Source organism: Flavobacterium ustbae, from assembly GCF_003946915.1.
In the GTDB taxonomy this organism is placed as follows: Bacteria; Bacteroidota; Bacteroidia; order Flavobacteriales; family Flavobacteriaceae; genus Flavobacterium; species Flavobacterium ustbae.
The window spans coordinates 348491-367307 of record NZ_RPOC01000002.1; the positions used below are offsets into that span (position 1 = coordinate 348491).

Annotated in this window: 11 protein-coding genes; 10 read left to right on the forward strand and 1 reads right to left on the reverse strand. The window is 33.4% G+C overall.

From position 1 onward, the window contains the following. Nucleotides 1-69 precede the first annotated feature (69 nt). Nucleotides 70-1623 (reverse strand): rhomboid family intramembrane serine protease, encoded by a 1554-nt coding sequence (locus tag EG814_RS05480; RefSeq protein WP_164515278.1) that lies wholly within the window; start codon nucleotides 1621-1623, stop codon nucleotides 70-72. Between the two features lie 421 nt (nucleotides 1624-2044). On the opposite strand from EG814_RS05480, the gene dnaK reads away from it, so the two are divergent. The 10 genes from dnaK (at nucleotide 2045) to EG814_RS05530 (ending at nucleotide 18810) form a co-directional block, all read left to right on the forward strand. Continuing rightward, a complete protein-coding gene (dnaK, locus tag EG814_RS05485; protein ID WP_125719718.1) occupies nucleotides 2045-3928 on the forward strand; it encodes a molecular chaperone DnaK in 1884 nt (627 codons plus the stop codon). A 193-nt stretch (nucleotides 3929-4121) separates the two neighbouring features. Then, a complete protein-coding gene (corA, locus tag EG814_RS05490) occupies nucleotides 4122-5195 on the forward strand; it encodes a magnesium/cobalt transporter CorA (protein ID WP_125719720.1) in 1074 nt (357 codons plus the stop codon). A gap of 67 nt (nucleotides 5196-5262) precedes the next feature. Continuing rightward, nucleotides 5263-7356 (forward strand): phosphate acetyltransferase, encoded by a 2094-nt coding sequence (gene pta, locus EG814_RS05495; RefSeq protein ID WP_125719722.1) that lies wholly within the window; start codon nucleotides 5263-5265, stop codon nucleotides 7354-7356. A 91-nt stretch (nucleotides 7357-7447) separates the two neighbouring features. Continuing rightward, nucleotides 7448-8632, forward strand: coding sequence for an acetate/propionate family kinase (locus tag EG814_RS05500; protein ID WP_125719724.1), 1185 nt, complete (start codon nucleotides 7448-7450; stop codon nucleotides 8630-8632). Between the two features lie 25 nt (nucleotides 8633-8657). Beyond that, on the forward strand, nucleotides 8658-9083 hold the full coding sequence (locus tag EG814_RS05505; RefSeq protein ID WP_125719726.1) for a DUF3995 domain-containing protein: 426 nt from the start codon (nucleotides 8658-8660) through the stop codon (nucleotides 9081-9083). A 68-nt stretch (nucleotides 9084-9151) separates the two neighbouring features. Then, nucleotides 9152-11896 carry a helix-turn-helix and ligand-binding sensor domain-containing protein gene (locus EG814_RS05510; RefSeq protein ID WP_125719728.1) on the forward strand — a complete coding sequence of 915 codons (2745 nt, stop codon included), beginning with the start codon at nucleotides 9152-9154 and terminating at the stop codon, nucleotides 11894-11896. Nucleotides 11897-12140: 244 nt separating this feature from the next. Next, entirely contained in the window at nucleotides 12141-15161 is a 3021-nt protein-coding gene (locus EG814_RS05515; RefSeq protein WP_125719729.1) for a SusC/RagA family TonB-linked outer membrane protein, read from the forward strand. 4 nt (nucleotides 15162-15165) lie between these two features. Continuing rightward, entirely contained in the window at nucleotides 15166-16644 is a 1479-nt protein-coding gene (locus tag EG814_RS05520; protein ID WP_125719732.1) for a RagB/SusD family nutrient uptake outer membrane protein, read from the forward strand. 75 nt (nucleotides 16645-16719) lie between these two features. Next, nucleotides 16720-18090: a glucoamylase family protein gene (locus EG814_RS05525; RefSeq protein WP_125719734.1), complete on the forward strand. Its 1371-nt coding sequence runs from the start codon at nucleotides 16720-16722 to the stop codon at nucleotides 18088-18090. 6 nt (nucleotides 18091-18096) lie between these two features. After that, nucleotides 18097-18810 (forward strand): carboxylesterase family protein, encoded by a 714-nt coding sequence (locus EG814_RS05530; protein WP_125719736.1) that lies wholly within the window; start codon nucleotides 18097-18099, stop codon nucleotides 18808-18810. Nucleotides 18811-18817 lie beyond the last annotated feature (7 nt).

Sequence of the window (18817 nt, forward strand, 5' to 3'; positions counted from 1 at the left end):
AATGCCAATATAATTAAAAAAATAAAATGATATAAACTTGATATTGCCTTTAATTTAAAAGTTATTTTGTCACTTATTTAGCATCTTATCTTTTACTGGTTTGTTTATTTCTATTCCAATAATGAAACCGCTCAAAAGTCCGCCAATGTGAGCCGCATTATCAATTCCGCCAGCAAGTCCCATAATCAAATTATATGCAACAAAAATTAGAGTTGTGATTAGAAACGCTTTGCTAAATTCTGGGGGGAATACTTTTGCTAACAGTAAAGCTAAAAATGTCCCGTAAAGTCCAAAAATAGCTCCTGATGCGCCAATGCTTACTGTTGCTTCATGCCACCAGATACTTGCGCAGCTTGCTAATATTCCTGTAGAGAGATATAATATTAAATATCTTGTTTTACCCAATATTGGCTCGATAAAAATACCAACAAATAAAAGCCCAAACATATTTGACAGTAAATGTATAAAACCGCTATGAAGAAATACGCTTGTTAAAAGTCGCCACCATTGTCCATCGATAGTTGATGGTCTAAAATTTCCTCCCCATCTTAATAGATCCTCCCCGTGAAAAGAAATAAAACCAAGTCCTGCAATAGCCATTGTTATATAAATCAAAACATTAACGTATATTAAAATTGGGGTGATAAAGAAACCTTCTCTTGGTTTCATAAAATTCAAAAAGTCATTCAAATCTTTATCTCTGGATGTTCCATTTTTGAAACGACTTAATTCTGTTTGATTCAATTTCGGAATTAAGATCATTATTAGCCAAACAACTGCACCAGCAGACAATGTTCCGATAAGCCAATAAATTGTATTTCCTTTTCTGCTTTCAAATGGCTGATTTTTCGAAATAAATATTATAGAGTTTTCTGTTTCAAATTTTTTGCAATTTTTTAAAGCTTTTTTATAACTATCGCCATCGTCAGAGTTTCCAATTCTTTCTAAATAGATAAAATTACTCAAATCTGCTCTGTCAAATTCAGATTGACTTATCTCTAAAAATTGTTCATATCTATCTTGCTTTTCTTTTTCACTGCTTCGATTGCTAATTTGATCATAGTATTTTATGCCCAACCAATATTTGCAACTTAAATTTGAGGAGTTATTTTTTTTATCAAAAATAGGTATAACCACAAATAATGTCATATTAAAGTCATTGCCTTTGTTACTAACATCAAAAGATGTATAAGTTCCCGCCACTGATTTATCAAAATAAAAACGGTTTACTTTATAGTATTTTGATTGTTTTTTTTGTGGAATTTGACTAACAGATTCAATTTGAACCAGCTTTCCAGTTGAATTTTTTAAATAATCTTGCGCGATTACAGCTGATCCTGCAATTGAAAGCCAAAGAATAAACAAATAGAGTTCATTATAAGTTTTACCATTAGATTTTTTTAAATTCAAAATTTTTAAGCGCGGTCGAAAAAAGAATATTACTGGTATTACTGGTAGAAAAAATGGAATACCAAATTCGACTATGCTTTCGTTAATAGAAAACAATTCTAATTTGATAAATAAAAGCCAGTTTAGAAAGGTATAAATGGTGCAAAAACCAATTGAAGTAATTAAAAGAGGAATGAAAAGGATGTTAATTTTTTGTATTGTTTTTTTATTCATGTTTTGTTTGCTTTTGCAATTTATAGCGAAGTTAAAAATCGAAATTAATCTCATATGCTATACATGTCATTAATTCAAATATTTTTCAAAAATAATCTTTTTCTTATAAAAAATATAAGTTCCTTTTCTGATTTTAAAAATCTAATGAAACCGAGTGCCCTAGCCCTGATGGGAGCGGCATCCTTTTTCCTGCTCCTTTAGCAGGGAAAAGATATAGCGTACAGCAGGAATCTGCTACTAAAATGACAGCTAACATATTGATATGCCATACCTGACAGGTCTTAAAAATGTCATGTTGGCAGATTTTTTTTGGCATGCCAATAGCAAACTGACAAATTATATTGGTTTTTTATCTTGGCACAAAGATTGACTTATGCCACCTGAGTTATAAATTAGTATATCAAAATTAAATATATAAAAAATGGGTAAAATAATCGGAATTGACTTAGGTACGACGAACTCTTGTGTTTCTGTAATGGAAGGTAACGAAGCAGTTGTTATCCCTAACGCAGAAGGAAAAAGAACTACTCCTTCTATCATCGCTTTTGTTGAAGGTGGAGAAATTAAAGTAGGTGATCCTGCAAAAAGACAAGCAGTAACGAATCCTACAAAAACGATTGCTTCTATTAAACGTTTTATGGGACACACTTTTGCTGAAACTCAAGATGAGGCAAAAAGAGTTCCTTACAGTGTTGTAAAAGGTGACAACAATACGCCACGTGTGGATATTGATGGTCGTTTATACACTGCTCAAGAATTGTCTGCTATGACACTTCAAAAAATGAAAAAAACTGCTGAAGACTATTTAGGTCAAACAGTAACTGAGGCAGTTATTACAGTTCCTGCTTACTTTAACGATGCTCAGCGTCAGGCTACAAAAGAAGCTGGAGAAATCGCTGGTCTTAAAGTTATGCGTATCATCAATGAGCCAACTGCTGCTGCACTTGCTTACGGATTAGATAAAAAAGGAACTGACCAAAAAATTGCTGTTTACGATTTAGGTGGAGGTACTTTTGATATCTCTGTTCTTGAATTAGGAGATGGTGTATTTGAAGTATTATCTACAAACGGTGATACTCACTTAGGTGGTGATGATTTTGACCAAGTTATTATTGACTGGTTAGCTGACGAATTCAAATCTGAAGAAGGTATTGATTTACGTTTAGACCCAATGTCATTACAGCGTTTGAAAGAAGCTGCTGAGAAAGCTAAGATTGAATTATCTTCTTCTGCAGAAACTGAAATCAACTTGCCTTACGTAACTGCTACTGCTTCTGGACCAAAACACTTAGTGAAAAAATTATCTAGAGCTAAATTTGAGCAATTATCAGATTCTTTAGTAAAACGTTCTATGGAGCCAGTTGCTAAAGCATTAAAAGATGCAGGTTTATCTACATCTGATATCGACGAAGTAATCCTTGTAGGAGGTTCTACTCGTATGCCAAGAATCGCTGACGAAGTGGAGAAATTCTTCGGTAAAAAAGCTTCTAAAGGTGTTAACCCTGATGAGGTTGTGGCTATTGGAGCTGCTATTCAAGGTGGAGTTTTATCTGGAGATGTAAAAGATGTATTGTTACTTGACGTAACGCCTCTTTCTTTAGGTATCGAAACTATGGGTGGTGTATTGACTAAATTAATCGAGTCTAACACAACTATCCCAACTAAAAAATCTCAAGTATTCTCTACTGCTGCAGATTCTCAACCATCTGTTGAAATCCACGTATTACAAGGAGAAAGAGCAATGGCTGCTGATAACAAAACTATCGGTCGTTTCCACTTAGACGGTATTCCACCAGCACCAAGAGGAGTTCCTCAAATCGAAGTTACTTTCGATATTGATGCTAACGGTATCATCAAAGTTTCTGCAACTGACAAAGGAACTGGAAAATCTCACGATATCCGTATCGAAGCTTCTTCTGGTTTAACAGCTGAAGAAATCGAAAAAATGAAAAAAGATGCTGAAGCTAACGCTGATGCAGATAGAATCGCTAAAGAAAGAGCTGAGAAATTGAACGAAGCTGACAGTACTATTTTCCAAACTGAATCTCAATTGAAAGAGTTAGGAGATAAATTGACAGACGATCAAAAAACAGCTATCGAATACGCTTTAACTGAATTGAGAATGGCTCACCAATCTCAAGATCTTGACGCAATCCAAAAAGGATTAGACAATGTAAATGCAGCTTGGAAAACAGCTACAGAAGCAATGTACGCTCAAGGTGGTGAAGGACAACAAGCTGCTCCTCAACAAGAGCAGTCTTCTGGAGATAACGTTGAAGACGTTGAATTCGAAGAAGTAAAATAATTATTCAGTACTGAGTAATTAGTATAAAATATTAAGATAGAAAACCGAGTCAGAAATGACTCGGTTTTTTTATGACTATAATAAACTTAGAGACGCACCACAGCGCATCTATCAGTAGTTTTTCCATAAACTGACAATTGTCATTTCTCGTTCAAATTCTTTTTCGTAATATTACTATTGTAAATTTTTTTGAATGAGAAAGATCAAATACAAGAAAGGGCGCAAGCTACAGCATATTACTTTAGAGTATACAGGCTCCCATAAAGAGCATGAAACAGAGATGCAGCTTTTTGTATATGATGATGCAGATGTTGTTGAATATGAAAAGTTTACGGTTCTGGCGTTAAACTCCTGTTTTGATTATTCCAAAAACAATTGGCTTAATGTTCATGGCTTAAACGACATTAATCTCATTAAAACAATTGGAGCACATTTTAAACTGGATGATTTTCTCCTTGCGGATATTTTAAACACTTCCAAGAGAACAAAACTGGAAGAACAGCAAAATGTTTTATTCTTCAATATTAAATCCCTTCTTCCTTCTGAGTACTCAGATACGATTAGCGCAGAACAAATTAGTTTTATTTTGAAAGACGGAATCTTAATCTCTTTTCAGGAAAAAAGAAGTGATTTCTTTACGCATATTCGGGAGCGTATTCGTACACATGCAGGAATCGTCCGAACCAAAAAAGTAGATTATCTCCTTTATTTACTTTTGGATGCTGTAATGGAAAATTTCTACATTACATTGGAAGATGAAGAAGATAAAGTTGAAGAACTAATCAATCAGACCAAGAAAGACGCAAAACCAATTATATTAGAAAAAATAGAAAATCACCGAGATAATTTAAACTTTTTAAAACGATCAATTGTCCCACTTCGAGATTCACTTTATTATTTAAAAACTAAGAAAGATGACGATGAAGATAATGGATTAATTCAGAAAGAAACATTTAATTTTTTTATTAGACTTCATCAAAAAAGTTTAGAGCTTTTAGAACAGATAGAATCTGATATGAGCGCTCTGGAAAGTGCCTCCAACTTTTATTTTTCTGAACAAAGCAGGAAAATGAACGAAATCATGAAAACGCTGACTATAATTTCAGCCATATTTATTCCGCTCACTTTTATTGTGGGAGTATACGGGATGAACTTTGAAAACATGCCAGAACTTAAAACCCAAAACGGCTATTTTATTGTCATGGGAATTATGTTTCTACTGGTAATCGCCTTAATCATTTATTTCAAAAAACGACGTTGGTTTTAACGTTTGTTTCTGTAGAAAACTATCTGATTTTATATAAATTTGTTATTTAGAATAAATATAAATAATTATGAGTAAAGCAATATATATAGCAACAAGTGATCATAATAGTGGAAAGTCCATTATTACGCTTGGGCTAATGAGTATTTTAATTGGAAAAACGGCCAAAGTAGGCTATTTTAGGCCAATTATCGAAGATTTTGTTGATGGTGAAGTAGATAATCATATTGAGACGGTTTTGTCGTATTTCAATCTTGATATTAAGTTTGAAGATGCTTATGCAATTACCAAAAGCAGGCTAATTAAGAAAAAGAATAAAGGAAAAATAGGAGAGGTTCTTGATCTAATTATCGAAAAGTATAAAAAGCTCGAAGAGCGCTTTGATTTTGTTTTAGTTGAAGGAACAAGCTTTACAGGAGAGGGAACTTCTATAGAATTAGATTTGAACGTCTTAATTGCTAAAAACCTAGGGATTCCAACAATAATTGTTGGCTCTGGAGTTGGTAAAACCTTAGAAGAACTTTTAGATAGTTTGTATTTGGTTTACGATTCTTTCAAAATAAAAGAAGTTGAGGTTTTATCTGTTTTTGCTAATAAAGTACAACCAGAAAATATTGAGTTGGTTACTACGAGTTTGCAAAAAAGTCTGCCCTCTAATGTATTAATTAACACAATTCCGCTAATTTCTAGTTTGAACAATCCAACCATGCAAGAAATTGTAAACGTATTGGATGCTAAAGTTTTGTTTGGAGAAAACTATTTGAACAATGAAATTGGACATTACAGCGTTGGAGCAATGCAATTGCATAATTATTTGGTACATCTGCATGAAAATGCTTTAGTTATTACTCCTGGAGACCGTTCAGATATTATTTTAGGCGCATTACAGGCAAATGAATCGGCTAATTATCCGACCATTTCGGGAATTATCCTGACGGGAAATATTGTTCCGGAAGAAAGTATTCTAAAGCTTATTGAAGGACTTTCTGCCATTGTGCCAATTATTGCTGTTGATGGGGGAACGTATCATATTACAAACAAAATTGGCTCTATCAAATCGGAGATTTATGCTAATAATACCCATAAAATTGAGACATCAATAACAACATTCGAAAAGTACGTCGATAACGATGCACTATCTGAAAGATTGATCACTTTTGAAGCAGAAGGTATGACACCAAAAATGTTTCAGTACAATATGGTTAAAAGGGCCAAACAGCATAGAAAACATATTGTTCTGCCAGAAGGAAATGACGATAGAATTATTATCGCTGCATCAAGGTTGCTAGATATGGATGTGGTTGACATTTCAATCATTGGTGACAAAAAACAAATCGAAAGTAAGGTCTTAGAATTAGGAATTACGCTTGATTTTTCTAAAGTAAATATCATTAATCCGAAAGAATCGGAACTTTATGAGGATTATGCGAACACTTATTACGAGCTTAGAAAAGCCAAAAATGTAAGTATTACAATGGCGCGAGATTTAATGGAAGATGTTTCGTATTTCGGTACTATGATGGTATACAAAGGTCATGCTGACGGGATGGTTTCTGGTGCAGCGCATACTACTCAGCATACCATTTTACCAGCATTGCAATTCATTAAAACAAAACCAAATTCATCTGTAGTTTCTTCTGTATTTTTTATGTGTTTAGAAGACAGAGTTTCTGTTTTTGGTGATTGTGCGATTAATCCAAATCCTACGGCTGAGCAATTGGCAGAAATCGCAATTTCTTCTGCAGAATCGAGTTTAGCATTCGGAATTGAACCAAAAATAGCAATGCTTTCGTATTCTTCTGGTTCATCAGGAAAAGGAGATGAAGTAGACAAAGTAAGAGCTGCAACAGCAATTGTAAAAGAAAAAAGACCAGATTTAAAAATAGAAGGTCCAATTCAGTACGATGCAGCAGTCGATTTAAGTGTTGGAAAAAGCAAAATGCCAGATTCTGAAGTAGCAGGACAAGCGAGCGTATTGATTTTCCCAGATTTAAATACAGGAAATAACACTTATAAAGCCGTTCAAAGAGAAACTGGAGCATTGGCAATCGGGCCAATGTTACAAGGCTTAAACAAACCAGTAAACGATTTAAGCCGCGGCTGTACTGTAGATGATATTATCAACACGGTAGTAATTACGGCAATTCAGGCACAGGGAATGTAAATTCAATTAAAAATTAAAAATTAAAAATTAAAAAAATAAACTAAGAACCTCAGAACCTTAGCATCTTAGAGCCTTAGTAACTTAAGAAAAAATGAAAATACTTATTATAAACTCAGGAAGTTCTTCAATTAAATATCAATTAATGGTAATGCCAGAAAACGAAGTAATTTGTTCTGGAATGATTGATAGAATTGGTTTAGAAACTTCAAATGTTACGTTTAAAACGGCAACTAATTCGTTTGAAGAAACAATTGCAATTTCTAACCATAAAGTAGGTTTGCAGAAAGTAGCCAACATGCTTCTTGATGCTGAAAAAGGAGTTATTAAATCGACTTCAGAAATTACTGCTGTAGGCCATCGTGTGGTTCACGGAGGAAGCGATTTTAGCGATACAGTGAAAATAGATGAGAAAGTAAAAGCAAAAATTAAACAACTTTTTGAACTCGCGCCTTTGCATAATCCTGCTAATTTAGAAGGAATTAATGTTGCTGAGGAAATTTTTAGTTCGGCAGAGCAAATTGCTGTTTTTGATACTGCTTTCCATCAAAGTATGCCAGAAGTAGCTTATAAATATGCTATTCCGAATTATCTTCTGACAGAAAATAAAGTGCGTGTTTATGGTTTTCACGGAACGAGTCATAAATATGTTTCTGAAAAAGCCATTAATTATTTAAAAGATAATTCTAAAATAATTACCATTCACTTAGGAAATGGCTGTAGTATGGCCGCTGTAAAAGACGGAAAATGTATTGATACTACAATGGGATTCTCGCCTTCAAACGGTTTAATAATGGGAACCCGTGCAGGTGATATTGATCAGTCTGTTATTTTTTATATGATTAAAAATTTAGGATACACTCCAGATGAAGTAAATGCCGTTTTATTGAAACAAAGCGGTATGCTTGGCCTTACGGGTTATAGTGATTTGCGTGATATTGAAGCAGAAGCCCAAAAAGGAAATAAAGATTGTCAGTTGGCATTACAAATGAATGCTTACAGAATTAGAAAAACAATTGGTGCTTATGCGGCTGCTTTAAATGGATTAAATGCCATTATTTTTACTGCAGGAATTGGAGAAAATTCTTCTTTTATGCGTAATTTAATTTGTACCGATATGGATTATTTCGGAATTGAAATTGATGCTGAAAAGAATAAAATTCGTTCTAAAGAACTAAGAGAGATCAATTCAGAAAAATCTATTGTAAAAGTTTTGGTTATTCCTACAGATGAGGAATACGAAATTGCAAATCAGGTTTATCACTTATTAGAAAATTAATTTCTTAAAAAAAAAGTTCAAACCAATGGCAAAAATCATTGCGTTAGTATTATTTTCGATATTTCTTTTTCTGTCTCTAGTCCATTTTTATTGGGCTTTTGGAGGAAAATGTGGGACTCAAGGCGTTTATCCAACTTTGGATGCACAGACTCCGTCCAAGAATCCTGGAATAATCCCAACGCTTATTGTTGCCATTGGTTTGTTAGCTTTTGCATTTTTTTATTTAATCAGAGTCAAAATTATATTATTTAAATTGCCTTTTTGGATTGAAAAATATGGACTTTGGATTTTGATGTCAATATTCATCTTAAGATCAATTGGAGATTTTAAATATCTTGGTTTTTTCAAAAGAATAAAAAAGACCAATTTCGGACAAAATGATACTAAATATTTTGTTCCATTATGTTTGATAATCAGTGTTATGACTTTTCTGATTATAATATTAAACTAAATTCCTTCTCGTTTTTTAAAGTAGAAATTAAATATTTGTAAGTATCTTTGGATTTAAAAACGAATATCTTGAAATCGATACTTTTTAAATCAGTTTTCTTCTTTTTCATCGCTTTACAACTACAAGCACAAGAATTACTTCCCTTTGTCGAGAACTACAGCAAATCAGATTATCAGGGAGATAATCAGATATGGAATGTAGCGCAGGGAAATGACAATGCCATGTATTTTGCAAATAACCATTATCTGTTGCGTTATGACGGAGTAAAATGGGAAAAATATACGCTTCCAAACAAAACTATCATCCGTTCTATTCTAATTGAGGGCGATAAAATCTACTCTGGATCTTACAAAGAGTTTGGTTATTGGTACCGAAAAGATGGAACGATGCACTATGTTTCTATCACCAAAAACCTCAGATTATTTGACGAAAAAGATAATGAAGAAATCTGGAAAATATTCCGGTTTAATGGTGCTCTTTATTTTCAGTCTTTTAACGATGTCTTTATTTACAACGAAAAAACAATTAAGAAAATCAAGTTTCCTTTTCTTATTTCGTATTGTTTTGGCGTAGACAATAATTTATACGTGGCTTCTGTTAAAGACGGAATATTTAAAATGAACGGTAAACATATTTCTAATCCGAAAGGGTGGGATGTTTTGAAAAATACTGTTGTTCATGCCATAGAAAAATATCAGAATAAGACTTATATCTTCACACAGAAAAAAGGTGTTTTTATTTTAGAAAAAAACGGATTAAAAAGTTGGGATCATCCAATTAACGAAACTTTAAAATCGGCTACAGTTAATGTGGCAAAATTTATTAAAAACGAAAAACTGATTATTGGAACTGGAAACCGAGGAATCTTAATTTTAGATTTAAAAACTAATTCCTATAGAAATATTGAGCGTGATAATGTTTTAATGAATAACTCCGTTTTAAGTTTAGGATTGGATAAGGAAAATGATTTGTGGGTTGGCTTAGATAACGGTATTGCGCATGTTGAGGTTAATTCTCCAATTTCATTCTTTTATGATAATTCTGGACTTTTAGGTTCTGTTTATGCTGTCGCTGCTCTTAACAAAGGTTATTTAATTGCTTCAAATCACGGAATTTTTGAATACAGCTCTGGAAAATTTAATATGATACCCAATACGCAAGGGCAGGCTTGGAATATTTCTTCAATTGACGGAAAATATATTATTGGTCATAATGACGGTACTTTTTCATATGATAATAATAATTTAAACAGGATTAATGGTGTCAGCGGTGGTTGGAACATGGCCAAAAGCAGCATAAACAACACCTATTTTCAGTCGACTTACAGTGGTATTTTGGTTTACGATGATCCTTCCAACATGTCTAAGTATAAAATCGTAAAGGACTTAGCAAAACCAATAAAATATGTTGCTCAAAATAAAAAAAATGAAATCTGGGCAGCAGATAACTATCGAGGTTTGTATCGTGTTTTGCTAGACGATAACTATAATACGCTGAAAGTTGAAAATGTTACACAGCAGAGCAAAATAAAAAATGATTTTGGAATAAAAATTTTTGAATTTAGAAAGGAAATACTTTTTCTAATCAATAATTCTTGGTACACATACAATTCTATAGCTGGTAAATTGGAAGAAAATGAATTGTTTAATGCAAGTTTTAAAAATGTCACAGATGTCGTTTCTATAGACGATGATCACTTTATGGTTTTGCAAGATGGAATTCTCTATCATATTTATGCGCAAGGAAGCAAGTTTGTGTGGAATATTATTCAGGAAAAATATTATAAAGGAAAACTGATTAATGAGAATCTAAGAATTTTCAAGAAAGACAATTATTATTTGTTTAATCTAGACGACGGATTTATTTCGCTTAAACTAGAATATGAAAACAAACAAAATTCGAAAGTAAAGATTGAAGCATTTAGTAATGAAGTTCTTGTTCCGACTGAAGAAAAAATAAAATTCAATACCGAATTAAAAATTAATGTCATTTCTGGAATTTATGGAGCTAGTAAGCCAAATTTATTTTACAAACTCGATAAAGAAAAAGAATTTATTCCGATTTCAGACGGATTGATCGTTTTGAACAATTTAAGCAGCGGATATCATAATGTTGAAATATTTAAACACGACGGAGCAACCTATGACAAAGTTTCATTGTATAAATTTAAAGTTGCAGAACCTTGGTATTTTTCTTTTTGGATGATTCTCTTATACCTTCTTGTAGTGGGAGCTATTTTATTTTTCTATTATAAATGGAATAAACTCCGCTATATCCAAAAATTAAAATTGCAGGCTGAAGAATTAAAACATCAGAGAGAAATTCTCGAGATGGAACTTAAGAAAGAAAATGAACTTAATATTCAAGAATACGAAAAACACATTTTAGAATTAGAATTGCAGGCAAAATCTTCTGAAGTGGCTGGCAAATCGTTATCAATCGCAAAACAGACAGAAATGATTGATAAAATTCAAGGTATTTTGGAAACTGAAAAAGATTTCAGCAGACTTAAAAGCGAAATCAAGAAAGCGATCAAAATAAATGAAGTAAATAAACATGAATGGGAAACATTTGAAACCAATTTGAACCAAATTCATAATGAGTTTATAATTAATCTCTCTAAAAAATACCCACACTTAACCCCAAAAGATATAAAACTGTGTGTTTATCTTAAAATGAATCTTTCTTCTAAAGAAATTGCGCCTATGATGAATATTTCTTTTAGAGGCGTAGAACTGCATAGATACCGTCTAAGAAAGAAGTTAAATCTCACCCAAGATGAAAATCTATCCAAGTTTTTATTAAGTCTATAAGAATCGCTTTTATTTTTTACAGAATTTATATTTTTCATTATCATTTTTTATATAATTACGATACATCATTACTACATCATAACGATGTGTTAAAGGATTTTTCTAAACATTTATGAGGCTGATAATCATTATGCTAACGTTAAAATTTAACATAATGATGTAGCTATGTTGTAGTGGTTTTTGATGTACTACAACGTTGTAATTGCTTAATTTGGCTCTACTAACTTAAACGATTACGTACTGTATGAAAAATTTTATTTTTAGCTTTTTAGCACTCTTGCTGCTGCCATCTTATATGATGGGACAAGCGCAAGCAATTAAAGGAAAAGTAGTTGACAGTAATGGAATGGGAGTTCCAGGAGCAATAATCGCTTCAGCTGACGCTAGGGCAACTGCAGATGCAGATTTCGACGGAAACTTTACAATTAACGCAAAACCTGGAGACATCTTAAAAGTTTCTATGCTAGGTTTTGATTCGGTTTCTGTTCCGGCTACTGCCGCACCAATGACTATTACTTTAAAAGAATCAGGCGACACTGCCTTAAAAGAAGTAGTTGTAATTGGGTACGGTACAAGAAAGAAAATTGATAATACTTCGGCGGTAAGCTCAATTAAGTCCGAAGAAATTACCAAAATGAAAGTAATAAATGCTTCGCAAGCAATACAAGGTAAAGCTGCGGGTGTTCAAGTTGCTACTTCAGACGCGCCAGGTAGTACTCCGTCTATTGTGATTAGAGGGGTTGGTACCGCATTGGGAGGAAGAAATCCACTATATGTTGTGGATGGTATGCCTACTGACAACATTAACAATATCAACTCAAATGATATTACTTCTTATGAAGTTTTAAAAGACGCTTCTGCTCTTGCCATCTATGGTACTAGAGGTGCGAATGGTGTTATCATGATTACTACTAAAACAGGTAAAGGAAAACTTACTGTAGATATTGAGAGTTATGCTGGTTTTAGATCACCTTTAAAGAAAGTAAGAATGGCAAATGCTGATCAATATATTCAGTATAATAATGCAGCTTTTATTAGCCAGTTTCCTAGCGGAAGATTTTCTGCAAACCAGCCATATAACACAAACTGGTTTGATGAGATAACGCAAACAGGCGTTTATACACAAAACAATATATCTCTTTCTGGATCTTCAGAGAATATTAAATACTTCTTTAGTGTTGGTAATTACGAAGAAGAAGGTATCTTAAAAGGTACAGAATATGGTCGTACTACTTTCAGAAGTAATAATGAGTACAAAATTTCTGAGAAACTTAAAATTAGCCAAAATTTTAGTGTTAGTTCTATCAAAAATAGACCACAACCAATGTCAGCATTTACATCGGCTTACAGACAATCTCCTTTAGTTCCAGTACGTTATGCTGACGGGAAATATGGTGTGCCATTTGTTTTAAATGGAGTTGTTGGCGAAACAGGAGATTCTTTTAACTCCGTTGGTAACCCTGTAGTTGCTTTAGATTATAATGATGAGGAGCAAAAAACTGTTATGATTCAAGGCGGATTGCGACTAGATTGGGATATAATGAAATCATTGAAATTTACGTCACAATTTAATGGAGAATATTTCACTTACAAGCAATACAACTTTGTAGATAATTTGGGCCTTTGGTTAGCGGCTGATCCATCAAGAGTTGAAGCTAGTTATGATAAAAAGAGTTTGAACACAAACACTTTAACAAGAAATACAGACGATTATTTCAACTGGAATTTATCTAACTATTTTACTTACAATAAAGTTTTTGGAGAGATTCACGATGTCGAAGTTACTGCGGGTATTGAAGCAAACGTAATCGGTACTAGATCAAAAACTACTGCATCTGTGAAAAATGTTAACCCAAATAGTAATTTCTGGGGACTTGATGGTGTTCTCTATGCACAAAATGGTGGTGTAACTAATTATACAGCTGTTAATGACAACGAAGCTAGACTAGCATCTTATTTTGGTCGTGTTCAATATAAATTAATGGACAGATACTTATTGACAGGTACTGTAAGACGTGACGGATCTTCTAACTATTCGAGTGATTACCGTTGGGGAACATTCCCATCAGTTGGTCTTGGATGGATTGTAACTAAAGAAAACTTCTTGTCAGATATTAAAGGTTTAGATTTATTAAAGCTTAGAGGTTCTTGGGGTAAATTAGGAAACCAAAAAGTGCCATTAAACATCCAGTCATTCACATCTGGAGTAGATTATAATGGTGGTTCTGGAACAACTATTAATTCGCAAATTGACCCTAGCTTAGGATGGGAAATTGTTGAAGAAGCTTCTGTAGGTTTAGATGTTGAGTTGTTTAATAGCAGACTGAAAGGATCATTTGATGTTTACAGTAAAAACACAAATAATGCAATTTTAAATGTTAAGCCATATTCAACTTCAGGAATCACTCTAGAATCTCCGACACATGTAGGAGAAGTAACTAATAAAGGTTACGAAATTGCTCTACGTTGGGATGATAAAATTACTGATAACTTAAGCTATTGGGTAGGCGGAAACTTCTCACATAACAAAAATGAATTAGCTAGTATGAAGAATGTTCGAATTGCAACAGTAAACGGCGGTTCATTAGGTAATGGTGAGACTACAAAAATTTTAGATAATACTTCAGTTGGTCATCCTCTTGGAAGTTTTTATATGTACGAATATGCGGGTGTTGATCCTGCCAATGGGAAAATGTTGTACTACAATGCGAATGGAGATAAAGTTCCTCAAGGTAGTTTAGATTTAGACAAAAACAGAGATAGAAAATATGTAGGATCAGTTTTACCTACCTCTACTTATGGAGTTACTCTAGGATTAAATTATAAGAATATTGACTTCTCTGTAGATGGATACGGTACAGGAGGAGCGAAAGTGTATAACGGAAAAAAAGCACAACGTTTTTATGGAGAAAATGTAGAAACTTCTTTATTAAATGACATGTGGACAACACCAGGTCAAGTAGCTTCAAATCCAGCTCCATTTAATCAGGTTCCAGTTGCGTCAACTTATTATTTAGAATCAGGAGATTTCTTTAGAATTAATAATATCACTTTAGGATATAAACTTCCATTAAGAGAAGAAGGTTTTATTAATTATTGCAGAATTTATGTAAATGCTATGAATCCTTTTATTACTCAAAAATATTCAGGATTCTCACCTGAAGTTTTAGGAGATGGACAATTGGTTACAGGTACTCAGGGAGTTGAGTTAGATGCTTACCCAGCGTTAAAAACATTTGTAGTTGGTGCAAACTTAAAATTTTAATATCATGAAACGATTATATATATCACTTTTTATACTTTCTGGATTATTTGTATCTGGATGTTCGGATGAATTCTTAGAAGTAGATCAAACAAAAAATATACCCGCAGATCCTGCTTTAGTTGATAGCGATGCAGGTGCAACATCAATGGTTGATGCAATTTACAATATATTTTTAAGTTGGGATATGTCTTCTTTTGCGTGGAATGGAGTTACTAGTATAATGACTGATGATGCAGACAAAGGATCAGATCCAGGAGATACTGGTACGGACAAAGATGTTTTGGATGCTTTGACTTTTAATGCTTCTACACCATCTTTTCAAAGCATCTGGAATTATAATTATGCAGGAATCAATAGAGCCAATCAGGCATTAGCTATGTTTCCAAAGCTTACACAGGTTTCACCGGCATTAAAAACCAGATTAGAAGGAGAAGCGAAGTTTTTAAGAGCTTTTATGTACTTTACTTTGCTTAAAGGATATGGAGGAGTGCCAATTGTAGATCGTTTACCAATTCCAGGAAATCAAAACGATATAGATATGCAGTTAATCCGTAAAAGTCCAGCTGAAGTTTATGCTTTTATCGAACAAGACTTAAATGAAGCTATAGAAAAATTACCATTAAAATCTTCTTACAGCGGAAGTGATGTAGCTCGTGCTTCTAAAGGAGCAGCATATGCACTGTTAGCGAAAGTTAATTTATATCAAAAAGACTGGCAGAAAGTAATTGACAACTGTGATAAGGTAACAGGTTACTCTTTAGTTTCAGATTATTCTTTACAATATAAAAAAGAAGGAGAGTTTGGTCCAGAATCAATTTTTGAAATCAATGGAATAGGAGGAACTGCTTCTCCAGGATTCGGAATTGGAAATTATACAGTTTCTCAAGCACCAAGAGGTTCTGGAGGATGGGGATGGGGTTTCAACACACCTTCTCAAGGACTTGCTGACGCTTATGAAGCTGGAGATGTAAGAAGAGCTGCAACAATTATTTTTAGAGGTACTACATTATATGATGGTACAGTTGTAGCATCAACAGTATCTAACCCGATGTATAATTATAAAGCTTATTCGTCAGCGTTTTACAATCAAGAATTTACAGATACAAATCTTAGATATTTAAGATATGCAGAGGTAATCTTGATGAAAGCCGAGGCGTTAAACGAATTAGGACAAACTGCAGCTGCGATTCCTTTAATCAATCAAATTAGACATAGAGCAGGTCTTGGTGATACGCCATTTACTTCTCAAACTGATGTTAGAAAAGCGATCTATAAAGAAAGAAGATTAGAAATGGCTTTTGAACATGACAGATGGTTTGATCTTGTAAGAACAGGACAGGCAGAAGCAGCATTAAAAGCTGATGTCAGTCCAACTTTCCCTAACGGAAAAACTTTTATAGTTGGTAAACACGAATTATATCCAATTCCGGCTACGGTTGTTCAAGAGTCAGGGGGAGTAACAGCTCAGAATCCTGGTTATTAATCAAAATCTTAAAAATCACTTCCCTCCAGAATTACTGGAGGAAGTGATTATTTACTAAAACCTTAATTTTTTATAATGATTAGAATTTCAGTTTTATTTTTAGCTTTTACTTTTTTTAGCTGTGGATCGAATGCTGATAAGGGGAAAGAAAATGCGGAGGAAAATACTTCTGGCGTTACTGTATTAAATGATGAAGAGCTTTTGGATGCTGTTCAAAAACAAACTTTTAAATACTTCTGGGATTATGCAGAACCAAATTCTGGATTAGCCAGAGAACGTTATCATCCAGATGGAGTTTATCCTGAAAACGATGCCAATATTGTAACAACTGGAGGTTCTGGATTTGGACTTATGACCTTAATAGCTGGAATAGATAGGGGTTATGTTTCTAAAGAAGAAGGTCTAAAAAGATTGGATAAAATTGCAGATTTCCTTGCAAAAGCAGATCGCTTTCATGGAGCATGGTCACACTGGATTGACGGAAATACCGGAAAAGTAAAACCTTTTGGTACTAAAGATAATGGTGGAGATTTGGTCGAAACATCATTTTTAGTTTCAGGATTTATTACGGTTCGAGAATATCTTAAAACAGGTAATGAAAATGAGAAAGCCGTAGCGGCAAAGTACGATGCACTTTGGAAAGGTGTGGATTGGCAGTGGTATACCAATAACAAAAATGTATTGTATTGGCATTGGTCTCCTAATTATGCATGGCAGATGAATTTTCCTTTAGAGGGATACAATGAATGTTTAATTACCTATATTTTGGCAGCATCATCGCCAACACATACCATTGATGCTAAAGCGTATCATGAAGGATGGGCAAGAAGTGGCGATATAGTGACTTCAAATACAAAATATGATCTTCCACTTATTTTAAAACATAATGGAGCTGCTGAATTTGGCGGACCATTATTCTGGGCACACTATTCTTATGTAGGATTAGATCCAAATCAATTAACGGATAAATATGCTAATTATTGGGATTTGAATGTTAATCAGACAAAAATCAATTATAAGTATTGTGTAGAAAATCCAAAAAATGGTTACAGTGCAGATTATTGGGGATTGAGCGCTTCTTATTCTAGAAATCCTGATGGGTCTATCGGATACAATGCACACATGCCAAGCAATGATCAAGGTGTTATGTCTCCAACTGCCGCAATAAGCTCGATTGTTTATACACCAAAAGAATCTATGGCTGTGATTCGTAATTTATATCAGAATCACAAAGCAGAGACATGGGGGAATGCTGGTTTTTATGACGCTTTGAGTTTACAAAATAAATGGGTTGCAAAGCGTTATTTAGCAATCGATCAAGGACCAGAAGTAGTGATGATTGAAAATTACAGAACAGGTTTATTATGGAAATTATTCATGAATGCACCAGAAGTAAAACAAGGCCTAACAAAGCTTGGATTTAAATCTGGAAAATACGGAATCTAAGTTTCTATGAAGAATAAATTAGCCTTTATATTTCTGTTAGTTTCTATAGTTGTTTTTGGACAAAGTGAAACAACTGGAAAAATTAATACAGTTATAATGTCTAAATATGAATTGGGATATGTTTTGCATCGTCCGGTAAATGTTAAAGAGAAAAAGCCATTAATCGTTTTTATTTCAGGAGATGGAGAGAAAGGAACCGACCTTGAAAAAGTAAAAATTAATGGCCCTTTAAAATATTTGAAGACACACCAATTAGACGCTTATGTTTTGGCTCCACAATGTAAGGAAGACGAAAATTGGGATATAGAATCAATCTATCAGCTGATTGTAAAAATTCAGAAAGAAAATAAAATTGATTCAGAAAGAATTTATGTTACTGGTTTGAGCTCAGGAGGATGGGCTTCTTGGAATTTGGCTTTTGCACATCCAGATCTATTTGCCGCAAACGTACCTGTAGCTGGCTTTGTAGATTTGATTCAGTTAGAAAAAACTTGTGAAATAGCCAATATTCCAACCAGAATTTACCACGGACTATTAGATGATGTGGTTAATGTAAATTATGCAATTTCGATTTATAAAGAATTGAAAAAATGTAATGCCAAAGATGTAAAGCTGACCATTTTTGATGATGCAAATCATGATAGCTGGACGAGAGTTTATGATAATGGAGAAATCTACGATTGGATGTTGCAGCAGAAGAAAACGAATACAAACAAATAAATAGAAG